15 protein-coding genes are annotated in these 14219 nt (G+C 66.6%); 11 read left to right on the top strand and 4 right to left on the bottom strand.

Annotated elements, in window-relative coordinates; genetic code table 11:
* Window positions 1–10 precede the first annotated feature (10 nt).
* The 8 genes from bluB (at window position 11) to cobT (ending at window position 7341) form a co-directional block, all read left to right on the top strand.
* Window positions 11–733, top strand: coding sequence for a 5,6-dimethylbenzimidazole synthase (gene bluB / locus M2375_RS00340; protein ID WP_259163226.1), 723 nt, complete (start codon window positions 11–13; stop codon window positions 731–733).
* A complete protein-coding gene (gene cbiB, locus M2375_RS00335) occupies window positions 730–1824 on the top strand; it encodes an adenosylcobinamide-phosphate synthase CbiB (protein WP_259163225.1) in 1095 nt (364 codons plus the stop codon). Before bluB ends, cbiB begins: the two co-directional genes overlap by 4 nt.
* Window positions 1817–2821 (top strand): aminotransferase class I/II-fold pyridoxal phosphate-dependent enzyme, encoded by a 1005-nt coding sequence (locus M2375_RS00330; RefSeq protein WP_259163224.1) that lies wholly within the window; start codon window positions 1817–1819, stop codon window positions 2819–2821. Before cbiB ends, M2375_RS00330 begins: the two co-directional genes overlap by 8 nt.
* A gap of 80 nt (window positions 2822–2901) precedes the next feature.
* Window positions 2902–3687, top strand: coding sequence for a HipA family kinase (locus tag M2375_RS00325; protein ID WP_259163937.1), 786 nt, complete (start codon window positions 2902–2904; stop codon window positions 3685–3687).
* The gene (locus M2375_RS00320; RefSeq protein ID WP_259163223.1) at window positions 3674–4081 is read left to right on the top strand and encodes a DUF3037 domain-containing protein; all 408 of its coding nucleotides are present in this window, start codon (window positions 3674–3676) and stop codon (window positions 4079–4081) included. Before M2375_RS00325 ends, M2375_RS00320 begins: the two co-directional genes overlap by 14 nt.
* Window positions 4078–5532 (top strand): cobyric acid synthase, encoded by a 1455-nt coding sequence (locus M2375_RS00315; RefSeq protein WP_259163220.1) that lies wholly within the window; start codon window positions 4078–4080, stop codon window positions 5530–5532. The genes M2375_RS00320 and M2375_RS00315 overlap by 4 nt, the downstream gene beginning before the upstream one ends.
* A 123-nt stretch (window positions 5533–5655) precedes the next feature.
* Window positions 5656–6096 (top strand): hypothetical protein, encoded by a 441-nt coding sequence (locus M2375_RS00310; RefSeq protein ID WP_259163219.1) that lies wholly within the window; start codon window positions 5656–5658, stop codon window positions 6094–6096.
* Between the two features lie 162 nt (window positions 6097–6258).
* The gene (gene cobT / locus M2375_RS00305; protein WP_259163218.1) at window positions 6259–7341 is read left to right on the top strand and encodes a nicotinate-nucleotide--dimethylbenzimidazole phosphoribosyltransferase; all 1083 of its coding nucleotides are present in this window, start codon (window positions 6259–6261) and stop codon (window positions 7339–7341) included.
* A gap of 15 nt (window positions 7342–7356) precedes the next feature.
* Here cobT and nth read toward each other — a convergent pair whose 3' ends face one another.
* Window positions 7357–8010: an endonuclease III gene (gene nth, locus M2375_RS00300; protein WP_259163215.1), complete on the bottom strand. Its 654-nt coding sequence runs from the start codon at window positions 8008–8010 to the stop codon at window positions 7357–7359.
* Between the two features lie 65 nt (window positions 8011–8075).
* Complete coding sequence (locus tag M2375_RS00295) at window positions 8076–9116, bottom strand: DUF4105 domain-containing protein (RefSeq protein ID WP_259163213.1); 1041 nt, start codon at window positions 9114–9116, stop codon at window positions 8076–8078.
* Between the two features lie 341 nt (window positions 9117–9457).
* Between M2375_RS00295 and M2375_RS00290 the strand changes: the two genes are divergently transcribed.
* From M2375_RS00290 to M2375_RS00280, 3 genes are all read left to right on the top strand, one after another.
* The gene (locus tag M2375_RS00290) at window positions 9458–10648 is read left to right on the top strand and encodes a PLP-dependent aminotransferase family protein (protein ID WP_259163936.1); all 1191 of its coding nucleotides are present in this window, start codon (window positions 9458–9460) and stop codon (window positions 10646–10648) included.
* 94 nt (window positions 10649–10742) lie between these two features.
* A complete protein-coding gene (locus M2375_RS00285) occupies window positions 10743–10958 on the top strand; it encodes a SlyX family protein (RefSeq protein ID WP_259163212.1) in 216 nt (71 codons plus the stop codon).
* Window positions 10959–11130: 172 nt separating this feature from the next.
* Window positions 11131–11712 carry a DUF2721 domain-containing protein gene (locus M2375_RS00280; RefSeq protein ID WP_259163211.1) on the top strand — a complete coding sequence of 194 codons (582 nt, stop codon included), beginning with the start codon at window positions 11131–11133 and terminating at the stop codon, window positions 11710–11712.
* Between the two features lie 97 nt (window positions 11713–11809).
* Here M2375_RS00280 and M2375_RS00275 read toward each other — a convergent pair whose 3' ends face one another.
* Both M2375_RS00275 and M2375_RS00270 read right to left on the bottom strand, forming a co-directional pair.
* Window positions 11810–13177, bottom strand: a complete 1368-nt coding sequence (locus M2375_RS00275; RefSeq protein ID WP_259163210.1) for a hypothetical protein — start codon at window positions 13175–13177, stop codon at window positions 11810–11812.
* Entirely contained in the window at window positions 13174–14160 is a 987-nt protein-coding gene (locus M2375_RS00270) for an ABC transporter ATP-binding protein (RefSeq protein WP_259163209.1), read from the bottom strand. Before M2375_RS00270 ends, M2375_RS00275 begins: the two co-directional genes overlap by 4 nt.
* Window positions 14161–14219: the final 59 nt, after the last annotated feature.

Raw genomic sequence — 14219 nt, 5'->3', positions numbered from 1 at the left:
GATGGCTGGTATGCGCGACACCCACTCCGCCCCTATCAACGCCCCCACCATTGCCGCTACGGCCTTTAGCGAGGCCGAGCGCGCCGCCGTCTACCGTGTCATCCATGAGCGGCGCGACATGCGCCACTTTGCCGGTGGCCAGGTCGACGATGCCGTGTTGCTGCGCCTGCTGCGGGCGGCGCACCATGCGCCCAGCGTCGGCTTTATGCAGCCCTGGCGCTTTATCCGCGTGCGCGATGCGCAGATGCGCGGCCGCATCCATGCGCTGGTCGAAGACGAGCGCCTGCGCACCGCCCAGGCGATGGGGGAGAGGCAGGCGGACTTTATGCGGCTCAAGGTGCAGGGCGTGCTGCAGGCGGCCGAGGTGCTGGTGGTGGCCATGCCGCCGGGGCGGGAGGCCCATGTGTTTGGCCGCCGCACCTTGCCCGAGATGGATGTGGCCAGCACCGCCTGCGCGATCCAGAACCTGTGGCTGGCGGCGCGCGCGGAAGGGCTGGGGATGGGCTGGGTATCGCTGTTTGAGCCCCAGGCGCTGGCCCAGCTGCTGGCCATGCCTGCAGGCGCCCATCCGTTGGCGGTGTTGTGCCTGGGCCCTGTGGAGGCCTTTTATGCCGAGCCCATGCTGCAGCAAGAGCGCTGGGCCAACCGCGCACCCTTGGAGGACATGCTGATGGACGAGCACTGGCATGACGCTGGGGCGGACACGGCTGAAGCGAAGAGGCCGCAGCCATGAATGCAGATGGGCTGTGGGAGCTGGCACTGGCCGGTGGCAGCCCTGTGCTGCAGCTGGCCCGCGCCCTGTCGCAGGCTGGCCTGGACATGCCCTGGCAGGCGCCAATGGCGGCCTTGCTGGCCGTGTTGGTGGCGTTGCTGGTGGACCGGCTCTGGGGCGAGCCACCGCTGCGGCTGCACCCGGTTGTCTATATGGGTAAGTTGCTGGGCCTGCTGGGCCAGGCGATTGCGCCGCGCCAGGCGCAGGAGCGCGCTTATGGGCGCTTTGTGCTGACGGCACTGGCCTGGTGCGCACTGGCTGGCGGTGCTTGGTTGGTTTATGCAGCTCTCGTGTATCTGCTGCAGGCAGCGCCTTGGTGGCTGAATGGCCTTGTGGCTGGACTGCTGCTCAAACCGCTGCTGTCCTGGCGCATGCTGCAGCGTGAGGTGCTGGCGGTGGAGGCCGCGCTGGGTGAATCGCTGGACGCGGGCCGGGCCCGCCTGTCCTGGCTGGTGAGCCGCGATACCGCGCAGCTCGATGCTGCCACGGTGCGTGAGAGCGCCATCGAGACCCTGGCCGAGAACCTGAGTGACTCGGTGCTGGCGCCGCTGTTCTGGTTTGCCGTGGCTGGCCTGCCGGGTGCGGCACTGTACCGGCTGGCCAACACGGCCGATGCCATGTGGGGCTACCCGGGCTGGCGCGGCCAGGGGGCGCAGCGCCGCCACTGGCAGTGGGCGGGCAAATGGGCTGCGCGTGCCGATGATGTGCTGAACTGGCTGCCGGCCCGCATCACGGCCGCCTGGCTGGCGCTGCTAGCCGGGGGCCTGTCCTGGCCCGGTTTGCGGCGCGATGCGGCGGTAACGCCATCGCCCAATGGCGGCTGGCCGATGGGTGCCATGGCGCGGGCGCTGGGTGTTCGGCTTTCCAAACCCGGCGTCTACCAGCTCAACCCGCAAGGCAGGCCGCCACAGGCGGGCGATATGCAGCGTGCCCTGGCCTTGGCGGGCCGGGTGGTGGGGGCGCAGGCACTGTGCGCCTTGCTGCTGGCCCTGGGCCTGGCCGTGATCCTAGGAATCGCCTCGATGGGGCAAGGAGACTTTGCCCATGGCTGATGTAGAACATGGTGGCAGCGACGCGCTGGGCGTGCCGGCGCATGATTTTTCCACCAACCGCAATGCCTGCGGCCCCTGCCCGGAGGCGGTGGCGGCTTTGCAGGCCGCGCATCTGGCGCAGTACCCCGATCCGCAGTACACGGCCCTGCGCCTGCAGCTGGCGGCCTTCCATGCGGTTGCGCCCGAGCGCTTGCTGATCGGCGGCAGCAGCAGTGAGCTGATCCACCGGCTGACCCAGCATGCGCTGCGCCAGGGGGCCACCCGCGTCAGTCTGCCGCGCCATTGCTATGGCGACTATGGCCAGGCGGCAGAAGTTTGGGGCCTGCGCAGCAGCGCGCGCCACCCGGCTTGGGGCGAAGGCCTGCACTGGGCCTGCGAGCCATCGAGCCCGCTGGGCCGCGCCGAGGATATGTGGCAAGCGCTGCCTGCAGACGCCAGCCACCACGGCCTGGTGCTGGATTGCGCCTACCGGCCGCTGTGGCTGGAGGGCGAAGCGCCGCAGCGCGATATGGCCGCGCTGTGGCAGCTGTGGACGCCCAACAAGGCGCTGGGCATGACGGGGGTGCGGGCCGCCTATGCGATTGCGCCGCTGGGGACCGGCGAGGCGCAGCTGGATGCGCTGCGCGCACTGGCGCCTTCGTGGGTGGTGGGTGCCCATGGCGTGGCCATGCTGCAAGCCTGGGTCACGCCCGAGGTGCAGGCCTGGCTGGCACGCAGCCTGGAGACCTTGCGCCAGTGGAAGGCGCGGCAGCTGGACCTGTGCGAGCGCCTGGGCTGGGCGGTGCTGCCCGGCCACCAGGCCAACTACTTTGTGGCGCGCTTGCCATTGGCTGAGGCAGATATGCCCGCGCGCCTGGCTGCGCTGCGCAGCCAGGGCATCAAGCTGCGCGATGCACGCAGCTTTGGCCTGCCCGGCCATGTGCGCCTGGGCGTGATGGCGCCGGTGGCACAGGCGGCTTTGGAGCGGGCTTGGCTGTCGCTGGCTGCAGAGGCATAAAGCGGGCGCATAAACACGTTCTAAAGGCCGAGGACATGCCGCAACCGCTACCATTTGGTATGGATTTACAAACTTTCCAACTGCGCACCGTTTTGGTGGAGCGCTATGTGACGCCGCTGCGCGAGGGCGGCTCGATGCCGGCCGTCATCGAGGCCGACGATTTGGGCATGTATGTGCTCAAGTTCCGGGGCGCCGGCCAGGGCGTGCGCGCACTGATGGGCGAGCTCATTTGCGGCGGCATCGCCCGTGCGCTGGGCCTGCCGCTGCCCGAGCTGGTGCTGGCCATGCTCCACGCCAAACTGGCGCAGACCGAGCCCGATCCGGAGATCCAGGACCTGATCCGGGCCAGCGATGGCCTCAATGTGGGGCTGGACTACCTGCCGGGCTCCATCAACTTTGACCCGGCCGTCGATGCGGTCAGCGACGATTTCGCCTCGCGCCTGGTCTGGTTCGATGCGCTGGTCAGCAATGTGGACCGCACGGCCCGCAACACCAATATGCTGATGTGGCAGCGCAAGCCCTGGTTGATTGACCATGGCGCGACCCTGACCTTCCACCATGCCTGGGATGGCACGGTGGCAGACCCGGCCAAGCCCTTTGCCCCGATTGCCGACCATGTGCTGCTGGCCCAGGCCAGCGCGCTGGCCGAGGTGGATGCGGGCATGGCCGCAACGCTGACCCAAGCCGTGCTCGAAGCGATTTTGGCCCAGGTGCCCGACTGCTTTTTGGCCCAGGCGGCCGAAGACCTCAGCAGCCCGCTGCTGGCCGATCCGCAGGCGCACCGCGCCGCTTATGTGAATTATTTTCTGGCCCGCCTGCAAGCGCGTGGCCGTTGGTTGCAAGGAGCCATCGATGCACGCGCATGATGTGTATGACTACGCGATCGTGCGTGTGATGCCCCGGGTCGAGCGTGAGGAGTTTATCAACGCGGGGGTGATTGTGTCCTGCCAGCGCAGCGGCTACCTGCAAGCAGCGATGGCGCTTGATGAAGCGCGCCTGCTGGCGCTCGATCCGCAGGTCGATCTGCAGCTGGTCTACCGCCACCTGGGCAGCATTGTGGCGATCTGCGCCGGTGTGCCCGAGGCCGGGCCCATCGGCCAGCTGCCGTACCGTGCGCGCTTTCACTGGCTAACGGCCAAGCGCAGCAGCATGATCCAGACCTCGCCGGTACACACGGGGCTGTGCAGCGATGCGGGCTCGGCGCTGGAGCGCATCATGGCGCGCATGGTGTTGCCACTGGCGGGCAGCGTGCAGCCATGAGCGCGCGCTGCATCATGGTGCTGGGCACCAGCAGTGGCGCTGGCAAAAGCTGGGTGGCCACGGCGCTGTGCGCCTGGTACCGGGCCCAGGGCTACAAGGTGGCGCCCTTCAAGGCGCAGAACATGAGCAACAACGCCCGCGTGGTCGCCACGCCTGATGGCCAGTGGGGCGAGATCGGCACCGCCCAGTACCTGCAGGCGCTGGCTGCGGGGGCCGTGCCCGATGTGCGCATGAACCCGCTGCTGCTCAAGCCCGAGGCCGACACGCGCAGCCAGGTGGTGCTGTTTGGCCAGGTGGACGAGGCGCTGTCGCAAATGCCCTGGCGCGGCCGCAGCCTCAAGGTCTGGCCGCAGATTGCGCAGGCGCTCGATGCGCTGCGTGCCGAGAACGATGTGGTGGTGATCGAGGGGGCAGGCTCGCCCGCCGAGATCAACCTGCACAGCAGCGATGTGGTCAATATGCGCGTGGCGCGCCACTGCGATGCCCACTGCCTGCTGGTGGCCGATATCGACCGGGGCGGCGCCTTTGCCCACCTCTACGGCACCTGGGCGCTGCTGCCGCCCGATGAGCAAAGCCTCATCAAGGGCTTTGTGCTCAACAAGTTTCGGGGCGATGCCGCCTTGCTGGCGCCTGCGCCGCAGATGCTCCAAGATATGACTGGTGTGCCCACGGTGGCCTGCATTCCGATGCAGTTCCAGCACGGCCTGCCGGAAGAAGACGGCGTGTTTGATGACCGAGGCAGCGGCGGCATGGGCCAGGCGGTGCACACCTGCATTGCCATCGTGGCCTACCCGCGCATCAGCAACTTGGACGAGTTCCAGCCGCTGCTGCAGCTGCCTGGTGTGCGCGTGGTCTGGGCCCGCACGCCCGCGCAGCTGAGCGATGCGGACTGGGTGATTCTGCCGGGCAGCAAGGCCACCGCCGCCGACCTGGCCTGGATGCGCCAGCAGGGGCTGGATGCGGCCGTGGCCCGCCATGCCCAGGCCGGCAAACGGGTGCTGGGTATTTGCGGCGGCCTGCAGATGCTGGGCGAGGCGCTGGTCGATCTGCATGGCGTGGATGGCAATGCCGCCGGCCTGGGGCTGCTGCCCTTGGTGACCTTGTTTGCGCAGCAAAAAAATGTGCAACCCACGCGCCTGGTGCTGCCTGAGGTGCAAGCACCCTGGCAGGCGCTGAGCGGCCTGGAGGTGAGCGGTTACGAAATCCACCATGGCCAGACCCAGCTGCGCGCCGATATGCAGGCCGGTGCCGCCCAGCCCGCGCAGGAGCTGCTGCCTGGCCTGCTGTGGCAGGGCGGTGCGCCGCAGGTGCTGGGCAGCTATGTGCATGGCCTGTTCGAGAATGCCGCCGTCATCCATGCGCTGTTTGGCCAGGATGCGCCCAGTTTGGACGAGGTGTTTGCGCGCATGGCCAAGGGCGTCGCTGAGTGGTTTGGGGACCGGCTGCCCTGAGTGGGCATGGTGGCTGCTGTAGGCCAAATATGGCAAGCACTGGCGGATTGGGCCGATAGGGGCCCGCTTGCAGCGCAGGCATGCTGTTCGTGTTGCTTCTCATCACCGATAAGGATGATCGCTATGAAAAACATGTTCCGCCAGTCTCTGCAAATGGCCGCGATGGCCCTTGCGTTGGGCACCGCCGGCTTTGCCAGCGCCCAATCTGCACCGCCACCTCCGCCACCCCCTGCCAAGCACATGAAGCCCATGCCCCATGGCCCGCACGGTGCTCACCACCATAAGCGCGGTGAAGCGCGTGGCGATGCCCGCGCCAATGCCGATGTGGCCGAAGGCAGCTCCAATGCCCGCGAAGCGGCTGCTGCGCGCCAGGCTTCCCGCCAGGGCCAGTTGACGGATCCCGGCCAGGGCTTCCGCGACAACGCTACCGCACGCTGCGGCGTCTTCAAAACCGAGGAAGACCGCCGCGCCTGTGTAGGCCGCGTGGCCCAGGGCCAGGACAGCGGCTCGGTACAAGGCGGTGGCATTTTGCGTGAGTACACCTACACGGTGCCTGCCAAGTAAGCCAACTGGCGACGGCCGCATCCATTTCCTGAACACGCTCTGCCCAGCTTTTGCTGCGCAGAGCGTTTTTGATTGGTTTGCGCGCATGCGGCTGCAAACCGGGGCGGGCAGCGCGATACTGGCGGCTTGGCGCAACGCCGTGCCCCGTTCAGTACCTTGACCATGTCCGAATCCCTGTTCTCCCCGCTCATCCCTCCCATTGCCTCGATCGAGGACGCCGCCTTTCGCCAGCAAGTGCAGCAACTGCTGGACAACAAGACCAAGCCGCTGGGCTCGCTGGGCCTGCTGGAAGCGGTGGCGCTGCGCATCGCCTGCATCCTGGGCAGCACCCAGCCACGTTTGGCAGATCCTCAGATGCTGGTGTTTGCGGCGGACCACGGCCTGGTGGCGCAGGGTGTGTCGGCCTACCCCGCTGATGTGACCTGGCAGATGGTGGGCAATTTTCTGGCCGGCGGGGCAGCGGTGAGTGTGCTGTCGCGCCAGCATGGCGTGGCACTGCATGTGGTGGACTGCGGCGTGGCCCGCGATTTTGAACCCCAGACCGATGCGCTGCCTGTGGGCGCCCCCCGCCTGTGGCTGCGCAAGGTGGCCCCCGGCACCCAGGACAGCAGCCAGGGCCCGGCGATGACCATGGCGCAGTGCGAAGCCGCGATTGCCAATGGCCGCGCGCTGCTGCAGGCCTTGCCGGGCAATGCCTTGCTGCTGGGCGAGATGGGCATTGGCAATACCTCCAGCGCATCGCTGTTGCTGGCGCGGCTGTGCAACCTGGATGTGGAAACCGTCACCGGCGCAGGCACGGGGCTGAGCGGTGAGGGCGTGGCCCGCAAGGCTGCGGTGCTGCGCCGGGTGCTGGCGCGCCATGCCGATGTGCACGAGCCTTTGGACGTGCTGGCGGCGATGGGCGGGCTGGAAGTGGCCACCATGGTGGGCGCCGTGCTGCAGGCCGCGCTGGAGCGCCGCGTGATTGTGGTCGATGGCTTTATCACCAGCGCGGCGGTGCTGGTGGCATCGCGCCTGCAGCCGGCGGTGTTGGAGCGCTGTGTGTATGCCCACCGCTCCGGTGAGCCGGGCCATAGCCATTTGCTGGCGGCCCTGCAAGCCCAGCCCTTGCTGGATTGGCAGTTGCGCCTGGGCGAAGGCTCAGGGGCGGCACTGGCCTGGCCCTTGCTGGAATCGGCCTGCGCGGTGCTGCGTGACATGGCCAGTTTTGCATCGGCCGGTGTCAGCACCCAGAGCGCTTCTTGAACCGCCGCAGACCTGTCAGCGCAAGCTGCCTTGGGGCGGCGGTGTCTTGGGCGTGAAATCGCAGTAGCTGCTGACCAGGCATTCCCAGCAGCGCGGCTTGCGCGCCTGGCAGAAATAGCGGCCCAGCAGAATCAGCCAGTGGTGCGAGTCGACGGCATAGTCGCCCGGCACGCGCTGCATCAGCTGCTTTTCCACTTCCAGCGGGTTCTTGCCGGGCGCCAGGCCGGTGCGGTTGCTGACGCGGAAGATGTGGGTGTCCACCGCCATCGTGGGCTGGCCAAAGGCCACATTCAGCACCACATTGGCGGTCTTGCGGCCCACGCCGGGCAGGGCTTCCAGGGCTTCGCGGGTGTCGGGCACCCGGCCGCCATGCTGCTCGACCAGGATGCGGCAGGTCTCCATCAGGTGCTTGGCCTTGCTGCGAAACAGCCCGATGGTCTTGATATAGCCCTCCAGGCCTTCGAGCCCCAGCGCCAAGATGGCCTGCGGGGTGTTGGCGACCGGGAACAGCTTGCGGGTGGCCTTGTTCACCCCCACATCGGTGGCCTGGGCCGACAGCAGCACGGCAGCGAGCAGCTCGAACACGGAGGTGTACTCCAGCTCGGTCTGGGGCGAGGGGTTGGCCGCCTTCAAGGTGGCGAAGAAGGGTTGGATATCAGCGGTTTTCATCGTGTTTTTGTGCAGGCTCGCCGGCCATTATCTGGCACGGCGGCCGGGTGGTACCGCGCGTTCCATCAAGGCGGGGGCAGCGGCGCCTGCGGCACGCCTTGGCGGATGGCGGCCGAGAAATCCGCATCCGGGCGCAGCGCCTTGGCGCGGGCATTGATATGCGCCGCCGCCTGGATGGCATCGAAGTCATTCGGCTGGGCGAGGGCGCCCAGGCTGTCCACATACTGGGGCAGGTAGCCGCTGGCCAGCAGGCGCCAGTCCATCGGCAGGCCCGGCACAATGCGGCGCACCATGTCGAAAACGATGGTGGTGCAGTTGGCAAACAGCGTGTGGTAGAACTGCGGCGTTTCGACCAGCGCATTGGCTTTGTCCACATAGGCGATAAACAGCGAGCGCATGGCAGCGCGCGGCATGGCCACGCTGTAGAGGTAGACCTCTTCCCCGCGCATATTGCTGCGCACACGCAGGATGTCGCGCTCTTCAGCGGCCACCAGGCTGAGCTCAAACTGCTTGAAGAAGCCGCCCACGGCGGAGAACTGTTCGCCCTGTTCCTTGCGAATCTCCACCGAGAAGGTCACATAGCGGCGCGGGCCCTTGCCGTCGTCAAAGCCAAAGGACACCAGGGTGTGGGCAATGGCCGGCCCCATCCAGTACGAGGTGGCCATGTCCACGGAGACGAGCTGGCGCAGGTCATAGTCGCGGTCTTCCCAGCGGGCGCTGGCCTTGTCTGCCGTTTGCCAGTCAAAATTGCGTACATTGTGCAGGCTCACCAGGTCGCCCTGCACGGTGCCCGACAGCTGCTGCGCCACATCCGGCGCCCACCGGCGGGTGTTGGAGGGCTGGATGCTGGCCCACCAGGCCAGAATGGCCGCAAACAGCAGCCCATAGATCAGCAGGCCCCGAGGCGCGCGCTGCTGCCACAGCAGGTAGACGCAGTACAGGCCCACCCCCACCCAAACCCCCAGCAGCAGACCCCGGGCCGAGCCCGATTTGACCGACTGCGCCAGCTGAAACCACAGGGCGCCACAGGCCCAGACCACACCCAGCAGCATGAGCAGCGAGGCCAGCAGCTTGAGCAGAACAATAAAGAAAGCGGCAATGCGCATGGTGACAAAATCCTTTGGAGCGCAAGCATAGTCGATAGGCGGCGGCGATAAAGGACTAAGGGCCCTCTGCAAAACTCCCTGCCGTGGTCTGAACGCGGTTTCGGGCGATCCGCTACGTTGTCTTTCTTGTCAATAGCCTGCTATTGACTGCAAAAGACGCCTTGCGGCTCATCCCGATCCGCGTCCATCCCTTTGGGCGAGGGTTTTGCAGAGGATCCCTAAGGGCCCTCAGGGATGCCACAGCGACGCATGGGGCCGGTAAAAAGTAGCAAAATGCCAGAGCAGCCGGTTGATAGCGATCTGGCTGCGCTTTTTTTGATTTGAGAGAACACTCCATGACACTGCGCTTTGCCTCCCGCCTCGACAATGTCGAGACGTCCGCCATCCGTGAACTGTTCAAGCTGCTGGGCAAGCCCGGCATCATCAGTTTTGCCGGGGGCTTTCCGGATGCGGCCATGTTTGATGTGGAAGGGGTGCGTGAGGCCGCCAATGCGGCGCTGACCGAAGAGCCGGGCGCTGCGCTGCAGTACGGTGCCACCGAGGGCTACCAGCCGTTTCGCGAGCAGATCGTCGGCCTGATGGCGGCCAAGGGCGTGCAGTCGCTGACGCCAGAGCAGCTGATCGTCACCACCGGCAGCCAGCAGGCGCTGGACCTGCTGGGCAAGACGATGATCTCTCCCGGCGACAAGGTGATCGTCGAAGGCCCGACCTTTTTGGCCACCATCCAGTGCTTCCGCCTCTATGGCGCTGAAGTCATCAGTGCGCCCACCGATGAGAACGGCGTCATCCCCGAAGCGCTGGAGCAGCTGATTGCCGAGCACCAGCCCAAGCTGGTCTACCTGATTCCCACCTTTGGCAACCCCAGCGGCGTGCTGCTGAGCCTGGAGCGCCGCCGCCAGATTCTGGAAATGGCCGTGCGCCACCAGACCCTGGTGGTCGAGGACGACCCCTATGGCGACCTGTATTTCGACGTGCCGCCACCACCCAGCATGCTGGCGCTGTCGGACGAGGTGCCGGGCAGCCGCGACTACCTGGCCCACTGCGGCAGCATGAGCAAGGTGCTCAGCCCCGGCCTGCGCCTGGGCTGGCTGATTGCGCCGGCCGAGCTGCTGGGCAAGTGCGTCATGTGCAAGCAGTTCAGCGATGCCCACACCAGCACCTTCAGCCAAGCCACTGCCGCCCAGTACCTGAAAGCCGGCCGCATGCCCGCCACCTTGGCCCGCGTGCGCAGCACCTACGCCGCACGCAGCAAGGCCATGGGCGATGGCCTGCGCAGCCAGCTGGGCGATGCCGTGCGCTTTGTGCAGCCGCAAGGCGGCATGTTCATCTGGGTGCAGCTGACGGGTGCCCGTGGCCAGGAAAAGGACGGCAATGCGCTGGCCAAGCGTGCCATCGAGCAGGGCGTGGCCTTTGTGCCCGGCACCCCGTTCTTTGCGCAGAACCCCGATCCCTCGACCCTGCGTCTATCGTTTGCCACGGCGGACATTGCCCGCATCGAAGAGGGCATTGCCCGCCTGGCCAAGGCGCTGTAAGTCTTTTAGTCTTTCTGACACCCCAACGCCGGCATGTGCGCTGTCACATGCCGGCGTTATTCTTTGATTCCCCACCCCCATGCCAGGAGCCGCCATGTCGACCCTCGAACCCCTGCAGCAGCGCCTTGAAGCCTTGGAGATCAAGGCCGCCTATGCCGATGACCTGCTCGAAGAGCTGAACCTGACGATCTACAAGCAACAGCAGCAGATCGACCGCCTGCTGCACCTGGTCAAAGACCTGCAGCAGCGCATGCCCGAGGGCGGTGGTGTTGCGTCAGGTGCACGCGACGAACTGCCGCCGCACTACTGAAAACACAATTTGCTTCAAATCAGCCCAGAAACGGGGCAAGAAGGGTATTAGGGTTTGCACCTATTTGGTGCGAGAATGTTGGCTTGAATTTTGCAGTGTTCATTGCAGGCGTTGCAGCCTGCACAAGGCGTGTGCTGCAGCGCAGTTTGTCCACCATCTCTGCCCTAACACCATGTCCATCGACGTCAGCAACATCACCCACAGCATCCAGCTGGCTGTGGCTCCCGTTTTCTTTCTCACCGGGGTGGCGGGCATGATCGGCGCCGTCGCCGGCCGGCTGGCGCGCATCATCGACCGGGGCCGCGTGCTGGAGGACCGCATGATGGCCTCCAAGGACGAGGAGTATGTGCAGCGCTCCTTGCTGGAGCTGAACTTTCTGCGCCGGCGTGGGCGCCTGGCCAACCTCTGCATTGGCCTGCTGACCCTGTGTGGTGCGCTGATCGCGCTGACCATCATCTTGCTGTTCATCGGCCAAACCACCAAGACCGAGATCGATGCCAATAGCTGGTCGCTGGCGGCGATGTTCAGCTTTGGCCTGGGTGTGGTCAGCTTTGTCTCGGCGCTGTGCTGCTTTATGGTCGAGACCATGATGGCCACGCAGCTGCTGAACTTTCACCCGCTGCGCCAGCCGGCCAGCGTCGCATGCAGTGCGGCAGCCCAGGTGCCCGGCAGCACCGCAAGCCCTGCCGCTGCCCCGCAGCGCAAGACGGCGCTGGAAGCCGCACGCCAGGATGGGTTTGTGCCCCAGGCATGAGGCGCCCAGCGGCCGCTGGCAGCAGCTGGCAGCCATTTGCAATCATTTGCAGCCACTAGCCACCGCTGACAGCTGCTAGCCACGGCTTGTGAGCGCCTTACAGCGCAAAGATATCGTCCTTGCCCCCACTGCGCGGCGTGATGGCCTTGAGCCGCCACACCAGCGCCACGGCCAGCACGGCCAGCTGCAGCAGCATGCCGCTCCAGGCCAGCCAGCCCAGCGCCGGGGCATGCTGGAAGTTGGAGGACAGGCGCGCATCAAAGGCACCAAACAAGGGCTCGAACAGCGGTGCCAGGCCCAGCGACCAGAACATGGCCGGCAAGATGGCGCTGAGCACAAACACCACCAGCAAGGTCATGCCCAGCGGCGAGCGGCTGCTTTTGCGCAGTGAGAAGACCAGGTAGATGCCGCAGTCGCGCAGCACATGCAGCAGCACCATCAGCGCCAGCGGACCCAGCTGCGAGCGGTTGGACAGCGGATCCGCGTTCCAGACCAAATAGGCGGGCAGCAGCACGGCAAAGGCCATGCACCAGCTGATGGGCCACAGCGGCATGTTCTGCCAAAAGCGCCGCCACTGGCCGTGCTGCGCGCTGTACAGCAGGGTGCGCCAGCGCTGGGCGACCTGGCTCTCCAGCGCTGCGGCGTAGTAGGTGGCCAGGGCCAGCAGCAGCATGCCGGTGAGTGCCCGGCCGGTGCCACTGGGCACCAGGCCCACCAGCAGCAGGCAGACCGCAGCATTGCCCAGCGCCCAGGCCCAGGGCGTGGTGGGCACCGACAGCTGCATGGACATCGCCCGCCACAGCGCCAACAGGCCCAGCAGCAAACTGGCGATGGCAAAAATCAGCAGCAAGCTGGCAGCGTTCAGGGGCAAGCCCCACCAAGCGCCGCCGTGCTGGCCGCCCAGCAGCGCGTCCAGCCCCACCACCAGGCTGCTGACCAGCTGCAGCAGCAAGAACACCAGCACCACCAGTACCCAGATGCTGCGGCTGGAGGCCGGTTTGTTGGGGTCCATGCTGTAGAGGCGGCTGGCCATCATGGCGCTGTGCAGCGCGCAGGCGCCGACCAGGGTCAGGAAGAGCACCAGCAGGGTATCGGCCGTCTCGCCCAACCAGATGCCGCTCAGCAATGCAGCGGCCGCGCACAGCAAGGCCCCGTACCAGGCATAGCTGGGGCCGCCCAGCAACTTGCCCCAGGCCATGCGCCAGGGGCCCATGGCGCTCATGCGCTGCTGGTCCCAGGTGCGCTCGCTCAGCTCGTCATTGATGCTAGACAGCGCGGTGAAGGTGCCCACGCAGGCGGCCAGCAGGCCGACCAGGGTCAGCGCGCCTTTGTGTACATACACCAGGGGCTGCTGGCCCTCGATCACGAAGACGCAGATGGCCAGCATCAGCAAGATGGCGGGCATCAGCACCAGGCGCGCAGGGCTCAGCTCCAGGCTGAGCTGGCGGCGAAATTCCGGATTCATGGCCACTCCTTGGCAAACAGCGCTTGGGGATCGACGGGGGCTTGCAGGCTTTGCTGGTAGCGCTCCTGCAGGCTGGTACGCGCCTCTTGGTAGCCCAGCACCTGCGCGCCGTGGCCCACCAATTGCTGCAGCAGCTGCACCCGGGCAGCGGTGTCTTGTGCGGGCATGCCAATCCACAAGATATGAGAGGCGCTGCCATCGCGGCCCGCACGCATGTCGACCAGGCGGTAGCCGGCCAGCGCCGCATCGGGCTGGGCCAGCGGCGCGGCCAGCGCCACTTGCATCACCAGCTCGGCGGGCAGGGCGCCTGTGCCGCCAGTGCCCGCCATGCCATTCAAGGGGCCATGGCTGGTGATGCGGCCTTCGCGGATCGACAGAATATGGCTGCAGTACTCGTCCAGCTCGCTCAGGATGTGGCTGGAGACCACCAAGGTCATGCCTTGCGCCTGCAGCTGGCGGAACAGGCTGGAGAGGCTGCTGCGCGCCTCCGGATCGAGCCCGCTGGCCGGCTCATCGAGCAGCAGCACCTGGGGCTCATGGATGATGGCCTGGCCAATGGCCACGCGCTGGCGCTGGCCGCGCGAGAGGTTGCGCGTGGCATTGCCCAGCTTGGCAGTCAGCGCCAATTGCTCGGCCACGGCATGCACGCGCGCGGTGGCGGCCTTGCGGCTCAGGCCCTGGCTTTCGGCCGCGTATTGCAGGCACTGGGCCACGCTCAGGGTCTCGTAGAGCCCGAAGAAATCGGACAGATAGCCCATGTGCTCGTGGGCGCGGCGGGGCGCTTGCTGCACATCGATGCCCGCCACCCGGGTGCTGCCGCTCAGCGGGGATTCCAGCCCGGTGATACAGCGCAGCAGGGTGGATTTTCCCGCGCCGTTGGGGCCCACCAAGGCGGTGACGGTGCCCGCCTCGATCTGCAGGCTCACGCCATGCAGCGCGCGGTGGCCGGGGTAGTCGACGATGAGATCCTGCACCTCAATCATGCTGTGCTCTTTCCAATGAAAACCATGAATGCCTCCCTCTGCGGCAGCGCAGCCGCTGC

The organism is Comamonas sp. BIGb0152 (assembly GCF_024809975.1).
Classification (GTDB): Bacteria; Pseudomonadota; Gammaproteobacteria; order Burkholderiales; family Burkholderiaceae_C; genus Comamonas.
This window is presented reverse-complemented; position numbering and strand designations above follow the sequence as displayed.

Coding starts and splice junctions, on each gene's coding strand:
- bluB (WP_259163226.1), top strand. CDS start 11: ATGCGCGACACCCACTCCGCCCCTATCAACGCCCCCACCATTGCCGCT.
- cbiB (WP_259163225.1), top strand. CDS start 730: ATGAATGCAGATGGGCTGTGGGAGCTGGCACTGGCCGGTGGCAGCCCT.
- M2375_RS00330 (WP_259163224.1), top strand. CDS start 1,817: ATGGCTGATGTAGAACATGGTGGCAGCGACGCGCTGGGCGTGCCGGCG.
- M2375_RS00320 (WP_259163223.1), top strand. CDS start 3,674: ATGCACGCGCATGATGTGTATGACTACGCGATCGTGCGTGTGATGCCC.
- M2375_RS00315 (WP_259163220.1), top strand. CDS start 4,078: ATGAGCGCGCGCTGCATCATGGTGCTGGGCACCAGCAGTGGCGCTGGC.
- M2375_RS00310 (WP_259163219.1), top strand. CDS start 5,656: ATGAAAAACATGTTCCGCCAGTCTCTGCAAATGGCCGCGATGGCCCTT.
- cobT (WP_259163218.1), top strand. CDS start 6,259: ATGTCCGAATCCCTGTTCTCCCCGCTCATCCCTCCCATTGCCTCGATC.
- nth (WP_259163215.1), bottom strand. CDS start 8,010: ATGAAAACCGCTGATATCCAACCCTTCTTCGCCACCTTGAAGGCGGCC.
- M2375_RS00295 (WP_259163213.1), bottom strand. CDS start 9,116: ATGCGCATTGCCGCTTTCTTTATTGTTCTGCTCAAGCTGCTGGCCTCG.
- M2375_RS00285 (WP_259163212.1), top strand. CDS start 10,743: ATGTCGACCCTCGAACCCCTGCAGCAGCGCCTTGAAGCCTTGGAGATC.
- M2375_RS00280 (WP_259163211.1), top strand. CDS start 11,131: ATGTCCATCGACGTCAGCAACATCACCCACAGCATCCAGCTGGCTGTG.
- M2375_RS00275 (WP_259163210.1), bottom strand. CDS start 13,177: ATGAATCCGGAATTTCGCCGCCAGCTCAGCCTGGAGCTGAGCCCTGCG.
- M2375_RS00270 (WP_259163209.1), bottom strand. CDS start 14,160: ATGATTGAGGTGCAGGATCTCATCGTCGACTACCCCGGCCACCGCGCG.